The organism is Parabacteroides sp. (genome assembly GCF_977054455.1).
On the sequence record NZ_CDRTCT010000004.1, the window covers coordinates 33350 to 46099 of the forward strand.

The window sequence follows — 12750 nt, forward strand, 5'->3', positions numbered from 1 at the left end:
ATGTGGAATAGACCCTGGAGATATGCGGAAGGTTGCACGATAGGCGCCGGTTTGTTGATCACCGGCTTCGTCCTGCAACTCACGACCGGCAAGGTGGACACCGCCTTGTTCCGGTATCCCGTCAACCTGTTGGCAGGCGGTGCATATCTCGTCCTGATCCTCGTCCTGCATCTTCTGAGCCGGAAAAGCGCCGTCCTGCGTTGGTTCTCCGGTTTGGAAGCGAGTATAACATCATTGTGTTTTTGGTTGGTATTAGTCGTTCTGATGGGGCTTACTCCGCAAGTAGCCCCTACGGAACTCCCTTCCGGAGGATTGATCGACCGCCTGGGGTTCAACCGGATGACCACCTCCTGGCCGTTCATGCTTCTGTTCCTTTACATGCTGACGATCTTAGGACTGGTGACCTTGCGCCGGTTGTCCCGCTTCCGGCTGAAAGACCTCCCTTTCGCCCTGAACCACGCCGGCCTGTTCATCACGCTTTGGGCGGCGATCTTGGGAAACGGCGACCTGAGACGCCTGCGCATGCCCGTGACCGAAGGAGCCGCCGAATGGCGTGCGACGGACGATACCGGCGCACTGGTCGAGCTCCCGCTTGCCATCGAACTGAAATCATTCACGATCGACGAATATCCGCCTAAACTCATGGTGATCGATAACACGACGGGCAAGGCGCTGCCCGAAGGACAGCCCGCCAACCTTTTGGTGGAGGAAGTCCCCCTTTCAGGCCATCTGTTGGACTGGACGCTGGAGGTGACCGATTTCATCCCGATGGCTGCTTGCATAGCAGACAAGGACACGGTGAATTTCGTCGGCTTCCAGACCGAAGGAGCGACCTCGGCCCTCTATGTGAAAGCGCTGAACCGTAAAGACGGAAGCCGCCGCGAAGGTTGGGTTAGCTGCGGGAATTACATGTTCCCTTACGTCACCCTGCCCCTTGACGACGCAGCCGTACTCGTCATGCCCGAACGCGAGCCGAAACGCTTCGCTTCGGAGGTGACCGTCTACACACAAGACAAACAAAAGAAAGACGCCCTGATCGAAGTCAACAAACCCTTCTCCGTCGCCGGCTGGAAAATCTATCAGCTCAGTTACGACGAGACGATGGGGAAATGGAGCGAAACGAGCATCTTCGAACTGGTGCGCGACCCCTGGCTACCGGTAGTTTATACCGGAATCATCCTGATGCTGGCGGGGGCTGTCTGCCTGTTCATCTATGCACCGAAGAGAAAGGAGAATTGATATGGATTGGAGTCATTTTATCTATTTTGCATTCCCCGCCCTGCTCTGTTGGGGAGCAGGCGCTTGGATGGCCTACCGTCCCGAACGTTTCGGGCGTGCCGTTGCTTTCAACCTGTTAGGGTTGGCCGTCTTTTTCGCCTTTATCGTCGGCATGTGGGTCTCGTTGGAACGTCCGCCCCTGCGCACGATGGGCGAGACGCGCCTCTGGTACTCTTTTTTTCTTCCGGTAGCCGGATTGATCACCTATGTCCGCTGGCGGTATAAATGGATCCTCTCGTTCAGTACCCTGCTTGCCGGTGTGTTCATCTGCATCAACCTCCTGAAACCGGAAATACACAACAAGACGCTGATGCCTGCTCTGCAAAGCGCCTGGTTCGCCCCGCACGTCATCGTCTATATGTTCGCCTACGCTGTGCTGGGTGCCGCCGCCATCTTCGCCCTCTACCTGCTTTTCCTGCGGAAAGGAGCCGGGATCGGCTGCGACCGGATGGACCTCTGCGACAACCTCGTCTATGTGGGAACCGCTTTCCTGACTATCGGGATGCTGTTCGGTGCTCTCTGGGCGAAGGAAGCCTGGGGGCACTACTGGAGTTGGGACCCGAAAGAGACTTGGGCCGCCGCGACCTGGCTGGGCAACCTTCTGTATATCCACTTCCGGCTCCATCGGCAGGCATGCCACCGGACTGCGCTCGGATTGCTGCTTCTCTCGTTCGTCCTCCTTCAGGTCTGCTGGTTCGGGGTGAACTACCTGCCGTCCGCGCAAGGCAAAAGCGTACATACCTATAATATAGAATAGTCATTAACTTAAAAATAAATTGTATGAAGAAACTTATGTGCATACTCTCCGGGCTTGTCCTTTGGAGTTCCGGCCAACTCCGTGCCGAAGAAACAGAAAAAAGCGATGCGAAGGAGAACACCTTCTCCATGAATATCCAGATACGTCCGCGGGCGGAATATCGCAACGGCGTTCTCTTCCCCCGTCATAAGGGTGACGAGGCGACGGGCTTCATCAACAACCGCGCACGCCTCACGATGAACTACGAGCGCGACAACCTCTCGATCGGACTCTCCGCCCAGCACGTCGGCGTATGGGGGCAAGACCCGCAGATCGACAAGAACGGCCGCTTCATCCTCAACGAAGCCTGGGCGCAGCTCGACTTCGGGCACGGCCTGTTCGCCAAGCTCGGCCGCCAGTCTTTGGTCTACGATGACGAACGCATCCTCGGCGCACTGGACTGGAACGTGGCCGGACGCTACCACGACGCTCTCAAGTTGGGGTATCAGAATGCCGATAACCAGCTTCACCTCATCCTCTCTTTCAACCAGAACGACGAGAAAACGATAGGCGGGACCTACTACGCGCCCGGCGGACAGCCCTATAAGACGATGCAGACACTTTGGTACCAACATAAGTTCACCCGGGACTTCCGCGCCTCTTTCCTCTTTATGAACTTAGGTATCGAGCCGGTAAGTCCCGAAGAGAAAAAGGCCGACACGAAGTACATGCAGACCCTCGGAACGAACCTCTATTACCTGCCGGGCAACTGGACCTTCGGCGGAACCTTCTACTACCAGTTCGGCAAGACCGTCACAAACCGCGACATTTCCGCCTTCATGTGGGCCGTCAATGCCGCCTGCCAGATCGATCCGCACTGGAAGATCGGCATCGGCAGCGATTACCTGAGCGGCAACGGCAACGACCCGGACGGGAAATACAAGGCTTTCGACCCTTTGTACGGAACTCATCATAAGTTCTACGGAGCGATGGACTATTTCTACGCCTCCAAATTTATCGACAGCAACATGAACCCCGGCTTGTGGGACAACCAACTGTCCGTCGCCTACAAACCGTCGAAGAAAGTAAACCTCTCGCTGGCCTACCACTACTTCTCGATCACGAGCGATGTCGAACTTCGACCCGGCGAAGATGCCGGCCGCGGCTTGGGATCGGAACTCGATTTGCAGGTGGACTGGCAGATCATGAAAGATGTGAAACTCTCCGCCGGCTACTCGACGATGCTTGCCGGGGAAACGATGGAAGTCGTGAAAGGCGGCAGCAAGTCGAGTTGGCAAGATTGGGGATGGCTGTCGTTAAATGTCAATCCGCGCGTATTTATGACGAAGTGGTGAGCCGTTTAGTTCGGGAAATGTCCTATCTTTGCCGGACAGGAACGGATCTGGTACTAAACACAAAAGATATGGACATTCACGATATATTTAAAATTCCGCTCTTCAGGGGTTTTACCCTGAAGATGCAGGAAGAACTGCTCGACAAGCTCGAATACACGATCGACCATTACCCGAAGGGGATGACGATCATACGGCAGGGAACTGCCTGCAACGCCTTGCACATCCTGTTGGAAGGAAAGCTCAATGTGGACGTAACGGACGTGTCGGGCAATATTGTCCGTGTCGAAGTCATCCAGGCACCCCGCACCTTTGCCACTCCGCATATCTTCGCCGAGAAGAACCAGTTTCCCGCTACCTTTATCGTCGAAGAAGAAGTCACCCTCGTACGTGTGGCTAAAGCCGATTTTTTTACATTGATGCACAGCATGCCGCAACTCCTGCACAATTTCCTTTGCGTCAGCACCAGCTGTAACCGTTGCACGATGACGCGCCTTCGCGTCCTTTCGTTCCGGGGCATCCGCAGCCGTTACATTTATTATCTGCTCGACCACCTGAAAGACGGTTCGGACGTTGTCGAAATGGAGCATAACCAGGTACAGCTTGCCGAATACTTCGGCGTGACGCGCCCTGCGCTGTCCAAAGAGATCAACAAACTTGTCGACAGCGGCTTTATCAAGATTTCCCGCAACAAAGTCCACATCCTGAACAAACAGGCATTGACCTGCATGTTGTGACTCTTTCATGTTTAACTTATTTCACGATCCAGCTTTCGATATTTCGTGTCTTAAAGCTGAAGTTCACGCCGATTTTATACAGTTGGCGCGAATCGCCGGCGAACGGCAGCGCGTACCCCTTCTCTTCGATCTGGCGTAATGCTTCCTCGGCGGAACCTTCCAGTTTGAATTCCATTATATATATGTAGCGGTCTGTTTGCAAGACCAGGTCGACGCGTCCCTGCGATGTGTGATATTCTGCTTTCACATAGAAACCGGCCAGCTTGAAGACGATGAAAAGCACATTCTGATAATGCACTTCCAGATCCCGGATCAATTCGTAAGGCGTATCGGCAAAGAAGTATTGCAGGCGGCGGAAGAATGCGTCGATCTCTCCACCCCGGATTTCCTGGACGAAACGTTGTATCTCAAATGCCGAATCTACAGCGTTTACGGATGTGTAGAAAGGCAGCAGGTAATTGATGAAACCCTCTTCCACTTCTTTGTTAGGGAAGCCTAACCGGTAGATGCCGAATTCCTTATCATATCCTTTTATTGTCAGGTAACCGCTTTGGTAAATGACCGGGATGGGGCTTAAAGAGTTGGCGTCGATGCTGTTCAACACGGCGGAGCTGGTTTGTTCGTGTGCCATTTCATATAGGTTGTAATGGCTTTTCTTCAATAACGCCACCAAATAGGAAGGCGTTCCGGTTTCGAACCAGTAGCTGCCGAACTTCATTTTGGCAAAAGTATTTAACAAGCTGAAAGGATTGTATATCCCTTCCGAGTCTTCAACAAAATGATAGCCGTCGTAACGAGCTTTCAATTCTTTGCAGGCCTGTTCATAATTAATCTTTAGATTGTCTGCAAGTTCATGTAGTTCCTCTTCGAAGTTGACATGGATTTCTTTCTCTGTAATGCCGCAAATATCGATGTACCGGTCGTCCATCGATATATCCATCAGATTATTCAAATCGCTGAACACGCTGACTTTCCCGAACTTGGTCACCCCCGTAAGCAGGGCGAACTTGATGCACCCGTCTTTGGATTTCATCACTCCATAGAAAGGCTTCAATGTATTGCGGAATTTCTCCTGTAACTCCTGATTGGTGATGGCCTGGAGCAATGGTTTGTCATATTCGTCGATCAATATGGCAACGCGTTGGCCGGTCTGTTCGTAAGCCCGCTCTATCACACCGGCAAAACGCAGCGCCAGACTTCTTTCAGCCGGATCAGCCCCGTACAGCTTTTCCCAGGCAACCAGGCTGCGGTTCAGCATATCTTCCAGATCGCTTTCCTGCTCGTATTTGGAAATATTCAAATCTATATGAAGCACCGGACGCACGGTCCATTCCTTTTCCTTCTCTGCAATCGCGAGTCCATCAAACAACTCTTTCTTTCCCTGAAAGTAGGCTTCGAGTGTAGAAATCAGCAGGCTTTTCCCGAACCGTCGGGGGCGGCTCAGGAAGTAGTAACGGCCGGTTTTTACCAAATGATAAATTAACTCTGTTTTATCGATGTAGGTATAGTTGTCTTGTCGAAGACTTTCGAAATTCTGTATGCCGATGGGATAAAGCTTTGCCATATACTTCCGATTAAATTGATTACTACACAAAGTTAGGAAAATATGGTGTAATAACCTCTATCCCCAAAAGCTTTTTAAAAAAGAACAGCGGCTTCCGGGCATTCTGATTGGATGCGATAGAAAATCCCATAGGCAACCCTTTCCTGTTCCCTTAGTGGGAAACGGCAGTTTCCTGCTTAGGAAATTACAGTTCCCTGCCCGGGGAATTTCAGTTTCCTGGGCGAGAAACTGTAGTTCCCTACCGTAGGAAACTGTAATATGTTGTAGCTTAATTAGATAAAGGCCTTTGTTTTGCCTCTCTTTTTACCAGTCGTAACCGTCGATATAACCGTCGAAGTAATCATTCGTTTCAAGCCCAAGTTCTTTTGCCTGCTTGATGATGTATTGCTGTTCTGTAGGGTGGATCAGCCATTCCCCTTTGCGGGCAAGATAATAATTCTTGCGTCCGAAGTGGGAGATAAGCCTGCAGCGGAATGTCTGGGCGGCATTTACTTTCAGCGAGCCGATCAGGTTCAGGAAGCCCTTGGCATAGCGGATTTCTATGTTCGGGCGGTAATATCTGCAATCTCCCTTTATGCTTTTGAGTGCAGCCGGACTTAAAGTCATCAGGAATGCCGGTTTTTCCGGGGCATGTTCCAATGCCAGATGGCGGAGGCAGGTAGAGGACTTGGGGCAATTGTCTGCGGCGCATGTCCCGTAATTGTAAGGGACTTGGGAATAATCGAATTTAATCATGATAGAATTACTATTTAAGATGATCTATAATATATAATGTATGCCTAAAAATGAAACAGCCGGATCAGCAGCAACCCCAACGCCACCGACACTCCGGTGGCAACCAAGCCCGGCATCATGAACGAATGGTTGAGGAGATATTTGCCGATATGCGTCGTCCCGGTCCGGTCGAAATTGATGGCGGCTACGATGGTCGGATAGTTCGGGATAAAGAAATACCCGTTTACGGCGGGGAACAGCGCGATCAGCATATAGGGAGAGATGCCGAGGGCGATTCCTAACGGCAACATCGCGCGGATGGTCGCCGCCTGGCTGAACAAGAGGATGGACATCACGAACAGGGCCAGGCCGAACAGCCACGGCATTTCCGTCACGATATGTTCGATCGAGCCTTTCAGCTCCGCCATGTTCCCGCCGATGAAGGTGTCGCCCATCCAGGCGATGCCGAAGATCGCGACGACCGCCTGCATGCCGGCGGAGAAGACGGAGCCTTGTACGGCCTTTATCCCGTCCGTCCGGGTGACGAGGAGGATAAGGGCGGCTGCCGAAAGCATCAGGATCTCGATGATATGCGCCATCTGCATCTGCCGGGTCGCCCCGTCTGCCAGGCCGAACACCGGGCGCAACGAATCCATCGAGCCGAAGAGGACGATGCCGATTGTCGCCGCAATGAATATGATCACCGACAGGAGGGCGGCGCGATGGTTCTCGACTCCTTTCGCCCTATATTTATCGCCCGTGAACTCCCCGTTTGCGATGCGGCGCAGGTATTCGGGGTCTTCCGCCAGCTCTTTTCCGACGTGCAGCGAGCAGAACGCTCCCGTCAGGACACCGGTCAACGTGCAGGGGACGGAGATCATCAGGATGTCCATCAACGATATATGTTGCCCCGACAGCATACTGAGCAATGCTACGGTCGCCGCCGAGATCGGACTGGCGGTAATGGCCTGCTGGGAGGCGATCACCGCAATCCCTAACGGCCGTTCGGGACGTATCTTCGTTTCGGTTGCAACCTCCGCTATCACGGGAAGGACCGAATAAGCCACATGTCCCGTTCCCGCAATGAAGGTGAAGATATAAGTAACCAGCGGGCTGAGGAGCGTGATCTTGGAGGGATTCTTGCGCAGCAACTTTTCCGCCCATTTCACCATCAGGTCCAGTCCGCCGGCTGCCTGCATGCAACTGGCGGCGGCGATGACGGCGACGATCATCAGCATCACGTCGATGGGGGGCGAAGTAGGCTCCAGTCCGAATCCGAAAGTGAGGACCGCCAGTCCCAGTCCGCCTAATACGCCTAAACCGATACCGCCGAGGCGGGCTCCGATAATGATTGCAATTAAAACGAATAGTAATTGTAACAACATGTCTTGTAAAATGCAGATTTAGTTTGTAAAGGTTGCAAATTTAATTATTTTTGTTGCGCTAAGTACTACAAAAACAATTAATACGAATGAAAAGAATCTATTTCGCAGCTTTGGTAGGCTTGTTTGGGTGCGTGTCGGCCTTGTCGGCACAAGGGCGGAGTGAAGTCCTGTTGGAGAAAAACTGGAAGTTCACCCGCGAAGACAACAACGAGTTTATAAAACCTGCTTTCGACGACAGCAAGTGGCAGTCCGTGACTGTCCCGCACGATTGGGCGATCTACGGCCCTTTCAGTTCCCAGAACGATAAACAGGAGGTCGCCATCTCGCAGGACGGCCAGAAGGAGGCGATGGAGCATGCCGGGCGTACCGGCGGGCTGCCGTTTGTCGGTGTGGGCTGGTATCGCACCGAGTTCGACGTCCCGCAGTTCCAGGCCGGTAAGCGGGCGACGATCCTGTTCGACGGGGCGATGAGCCATGCCAATGTCTATATCAACGGACAGAAGGTCGGCTATTGGCCGTATGGTTACAACTCCTTTCACTTCGATATCACGAAATATCTGAAGCCCGGGCAGAAGAACACCCTCGCCGTCCGTTTGGAAAACCTGCCGGAATCTTCCCGCTGGTATCCCGGAGCCGGCCTTTACAGGAATGTTCACCTGATCGTTACCGAAGACGCCTATATCCCGGTTTGGGGGACATATATCACGACTCCTTCGGTCAACGAAAAGTTTGCCAAAGTGAACGTGCGCACCAAAGTGGTGCTTCCCGAAGGGGCCGATCCTGCCAAATACAGCGTGGAAACCGGCGTATGGAACCCGAACAAGCAGAAGCTGACGGCTGTCCGCACTTCTCTTGCGCAGATGAAATACGACAACGGCCAGGCGGAGCAGGAGTTTATCATCCGGGATCCGTCCTTATGGTCGCCCGAAATGCCGGCTTTGTATTCGGCAGAAACCCGCCTGTATGAAGGCGACGAGCTGAAGGATGTCTATACGACTCCTTTCGGTATCCGCTCGATCGAGATCATACCGGACAAAGGCTTCTTCCTGAACGGCAAGCGGACCGTCTTCAAGGGCGTCTGCAACCATCACGATCTCGGCCCGTTGGGGGCTGCCGTCAACGACGCTGCCATCCGCCGCCAGATCCGCATCCTGAAAGACATGGGGTGTAACGCGATCCGTACTTCCCACAACATGCCTGCTCCTGAGTTGGTAAGGGCTTGTGACGAAATGGGTATGATGATCATGGCGGAGAGCTTTGACGAGTGGAACGTGGCGAAATGCAAGAACGGTTACAATCTGCTCTTCGACGAATGGGCGGAGAAAGACCTTGTGAACTTGCTTCATAACTTCCGCAACAATCCGAGCGTCGTCATGTGGTGCATCGGTAACGAAGTGCCCAACCAGTGGAACGAAGGCGATTGCAAGATTGCCAAATGGTTGCAGGATATCTGCCACCGCGAAGATCCGACACGCCCGGTAACCCAGGGAATGGATGCCCCCGATGCCGTGGTCAACAACAACTTTGCGGCCGTGATGGATGTGCCCGGTTTCAACTACCGTCCTTTCAAATACAAGATAAACTATAAGAAGTTGCCGCAGCGGATCGTCTTAGGCAGCGAAACGGCATCGACGGTCAGTTCACGCGGCGTTTATAAGTTCCCGGTCGAACGGAAGGCGATGGCGAAATACGACGATCACCAGAGTTCGGGTTATGACGTGGAACACTGCGGTTGGTCCAATTTGCCGGAAGACGACTTCATCCAGCACGAAGATTTGCCGTATTGCATCGGTGAGTTCGTGTGGACGGGATTCGACTATCTCGGTGAACCGACTCCCTACTATACGGATTGGCCAAGCCATAGTTCCCTGTTCGGCATCATCGACCTGGCAGGTATTCCGAAGGATCGCTATTTCTTGTACCGCAGCCATTGGAACAAGGCAGAGCGTACCCTGCATATCCTGCCTCATTGGACCTGGCCGGGACGTGAAGGCGAAGTGACGCCTGTCTTCGTCTATACCAATTATCCTACAGCCGAACTCTTTATCAACGGCAAGAGCCAGGGGAAACGCACGAAAGACCTGAGCATCGAACTGGACAGCAGCTATACCGAGGCCGCCCAAAAGAGTTTCGAACGACAGAAGCGCTACCGCCTGATGTGGATGGACACGAAATATGAACCGGGCACGCTGAAGGTGGTCGCTTATGACAAGGAGGGCAACCCCGTCGCCGAAGAGGAAGTGCATACTGCCGGCAAGCCTCACCATATCGAACTGGCCGCCGACCGCGACCGTCTGAAAGCCGATGGCAAGGATCTCTCTTTTATCAATGTCCGTGTTGTCGACAAGAACGGCAACCTCTGCCCTGACGCCACCCATAAGGTGAAGTTCAGCGTCCGAGGCTCCGGCTCTTACCGCGCGGCCGCCAACGGCGACCCTGCGTCGCTCGAATCTTTCCAGGCTCCGCAGATGTCCCTTTTCAAAGGACAACTGACAGCAGTCGTACAGACGGAAGAAACACCGGGCGTGATAGTCCTTGAAGCATCCGCTCCGGGTGTGAAGAGTGCGAAGATAGAACTGATCAGCGAATAGGCCGGATTGAGTGGTTATCCCGGTAAAAACGAATAGGCATCGGATTGGAAACGGACAGGCATCCGTTATGAATCCGATGCCTATCTGTTTTTTACTTGTCGGTAACGATATTCCCAAACACATCGAACTCGACCGTTACAGCCTGCCCGTTGTGGATGACATTGAATTTGTGGAAGGCGCCGTTGGCATCTATGAACATGTAAATGGACTCCACCTGGTCGCTTCCGTATTCGGAGGCCTTGAAGGCATCCATGATGACTGTCGGGACTTCCTGTTCCGAAACTTTCCAGGTCGTACTTTTCCAGGTATATATCTGGGTCAGTTCGGCAATCTTCAGGGTCTTCCCGTCGAGGATCGCCAACTGTACACCGAAAGTCGTGTTTTCTATATCCAGCAACTCTGCTCCCTGGAAGGTCAGCTCCATCAGACCGGCCACTTTTTCGGGGACGATGATCGGTTGATCGACATCATCTTTGGCATTATCGACCGCTTTGATCAGGTCGCCGTATAAAGTGTAATACAGGTCGGTCTCCTGTTCCGCCTTTTCTACTTCTACCTTATATACGGTTCCCATTCCGGCTCTGCCGATGGTATCGGCTTCCTCGATCTTCCAACCGGCATATTTGCCTTGTTTGATATCGGTCGAGATAGCCGTAGGCAACTCGTTGAGCGGCAAGTCCGTCTTGATCATGGCCCATACTCCGAGATGGTCGAACCAGGCGGTGTTATCGAGCGAGTTGTTTTCAAAGTCAATTACATAATAATCGTCATTGACTGTCCATTCTGTGTCGCGGGCATCCGGATATTTGGCATTGAAAGCGTCCAGGATGGTTTTGGGAGGTTCGATGCCGCCCGGTATGTTTTCGTCGTCTTTGCTACAGCCGGCAAAGAGCAGGGCGAAACTTGCGAAGATCGTAAAGACTGAAATTTTAGTGTTCATAATTTATCGTTTTAATTTGTTACGAATAAACAACAGCCGGGATGGAAAAGTTTTCTCAAAACCGAACACACTGTCCGATATTGAACACTTATTCCGGATCATATCTTCACGTAATCAATGATTTATGTTTTTGGCACGGAGTTTGCCTTGTAAAAGCCGTCAAGGCGGGAATGCCGGAAAAAGAAGATTTAAAACAACATTAAATATGGACAGAGAGATTTCAAAAGAAGTACAGAGAAAAGAACAACGCAAACAGTTTATCAAGATAGGAGCTGTCGCCGGTGGTCTTATCGTCCTGATCGTAGTGGTGATCTCCATGCTTCAGACCAGTCTGAAACGGAAAGACCTCAACATTTCGAAGGTCGACAAGGGAGTGATCGAAGTTTCGGTCAGCGCGTCCGGCAAAGTGATCCCCGCGTTTGAGGAAATCATCAATTCGCCGATCAACTCCCGCATCGTGGAAGTGTATAAGCGGGGCGGCGATTCGGTCGATGTCGGCACGCCTATCCTGAAACTGGATTTGCAGAGCGCCGAGACCGAATATAACAAGCAGTTGGACGAAGAACAGATGAAGAACCTGCAACTGGAACAACAGCGCGTGACGAACCACAACAAACTTTCGGAAATGGAAATGAACCTGAAAGTCTCCCGTATGGAACTGGATCGCAAGGCTGTCGAACTCCGTAACGAACGCTATTTGGACAGCTTGGGCGCCGGTACGACCGACAAAGTCCGCCAGGTGGAACTCGATTATAACGTGAGTGTCCTCAAACTGAAGGAAGACGAGCAAAAATATAAGAACGAACAGGCTCTTGCCGAAGCGGATCTGAAAGTAAAAGAGTTGGAACTGAATATCTTCCGCAAAAGCCTTGCCGAGACCCGGCGCACGTTGGAAGATGCCCGGATCCGTTCGCCCCGCAAAGCGATCCTGACCTATGTGAACAACGAGATCGGCTCGCAGATAGGCCAGGGGGCGAAGGTGGCGATCGTTTCAGACCTGTCACACTTCAAGATCGAGGGCGAGATTGCCGATACCTATGGCGACCGTATTGCCGCAGGCAGCAAGGCGGTTATCAAGATCGGCAGCGACAAGCTGGACGGCACGGTGAGCGATGTGACTCCGCTGTCGAAGAACGGCGTGATCTCTTTCACCGTCCAGTTGGAGGAAGACAATCATAAACGTCTCCGCTCCGGTTTAAAAACGGATGTCTATGTCATGAATGCCGTGAAAGACGACGTGCTCCGCATCGCCAACTCTTCCTATTATGTAGGGAAAGGGGAATACGAACTCTTTGTCGTCAACGGCGACCGGTTGTTGAAGCGCAAGGTGCAGTTGGGTGACAGCAACTTCGAATATGTCGAAGTGGTCAGCGGCCTGCAGGAAGGCGACGAGGTCGTTGTCTCGGATATGAACGCTTATAAGGATAAAAACAAACTGAAATTAGAAGAATAA

The 12750-nt window shown here is 52.5% G+C and carries 10 protein-coding genes; 6 read left to right on the forward strand and 4 right to left on the reverse strand.

From position 1 onward, the window contains the following. From ACW6QF_RS02695 to ACW6QF_RS02710, 4 genes are all read left to right on the forward strand, one after another. Nucleotides 1–1239, forward strand: a complete 1239-nt coding sequence (locus ACW6QF_RS02695; protein WP_456086729.1) for a cytochrome c biogenesis protein ResB — start codon at nt 1–3, stop codon at nt 1237–1239. A gap of 1 nt (nt 1240) precedes the next feature. Further along, nucleotides 1241–2035 (forward strand): cytochrome c biogenesis protein CcsA, encoded by a 795-nt coding sequence (gene ccsA, locus ACW6QF_RS02700; protein WP_298551587.1) that lies wholly within the window; start codon nt 1241–1243, stop codon nt 2033–2035. A 23-nt stretch (nt 2036–2058) separates the two neighbouring features. Continuing rightward, entirely contained in the window at nt 2059–3369 is a 1311-nt protein-coding gene (locus ACW6QF_RS02705) for an alginate export family protein (protein ID WP_456086730.1), read from the forward strand. Nucleotides 3370–3437: 68 nt separating this feature from the next. After that, nucleotides 3438–4103: a Crp/Fnr family transcriptional regulator gene (locus ACW6QF_RS02710; RefSeq protein ID WP_298551583.1), complete on the forward strand. Its 666-nt coding sequence runs from the start codon at nt 3438–3440 to the stop codon at nt 4101–4103. Between the two features lie 16 nt (nt 4104–4119). Here ACW6QF_RS02710 and ACW6QF_RS02715 read toward each other — a convergent pair whose 3' ends face one another. The 3 genes from ACW6QF_RS02715 to ACW6QF_RS02725 form a co-directional block, all read right to left on the reverse strand. Further along, complete coding sequence (locus ACW6QF_RS02715) at nt 4120–5667, reverse strand: ATP-binding protein (protein ID WP_456086731.1); 1548 nt, start codon at nt 5665–5667, stop codon at nt 4120–4122. Between the two features lie 303 nt (nt 5668–5970). Then, on the reverse strand, nt 5971–6402 hold the full coding sequence (locus ACW6QF_RS02720; protein WP_456086732.1) for a DUF6078 family protein: 432 nt from the start codon (nt 6400–6402) through the stop codon (nt 5971–5973). Nucleotides 6403–6446: 44 nt separating this feature from the next. After that, nucleotides 6447–7766 (reverse strand): anaerobic C4-dicarboxylate transporter family protein, encoded by a 1320-nt coding sequence (locus ACW6QF_RS02725; RefSeq protein WP_456086733.1) that lies wholly within the window; start codon nt 7764–7766, stop codon nt 6447–6449. Between the two features lie 86 nt (nt 7767–7852). On the opposite strand from ACW6QF_RS02725, the gene galB reads away from it, so the two are divergent. After that, nucleotides 7853–10357 (forward strand): beta-galactosidase GalB, encoded by a 2505-nt coding sequence (gene galB / locus ACW6QF_RS02730; protein WP_298551578.1) that lies wholly within the window; start codon nt 7853–7855, stop codon nt 10355–10357. Nucleotides 10358–10448: 91 nt separating this feature from the next. On the opposite strand, the gene ACW6QF_RS02735 is transcribed toward galB, so the two are convergent. Then, nucleotides 10449–11297 carry a PepSY-like domain-containing protein gene (locus tag ACW6QF_RS02735; protein WP_456086734.1) on the reverse strand — a complete coding sequence of 283 codons (849 nt, stop codon included), beginning with the start codon at nt 11295–11297 and terminating at the stop codon, nt 10449–10451. 205 nt (nt 11298–11502) lie between these two features. Here ACW6QF_RS02735 and ACW6QF_RS02740 point away from each other — a divergent pair, with 205 nt between their 5' ends. Continuing rightward, the gene (locus ACW6QF_RS02740) at nt 11503–12750 is read left to right on the forward strand and encodes an efflux RND transporter periplasmic adaptor subunit (protein ID WP_456086735.1); all 1248 of its coding nucleotides are present in this window, start codon (nt 11503–11505) and stop codon (nt 12748–12750) included.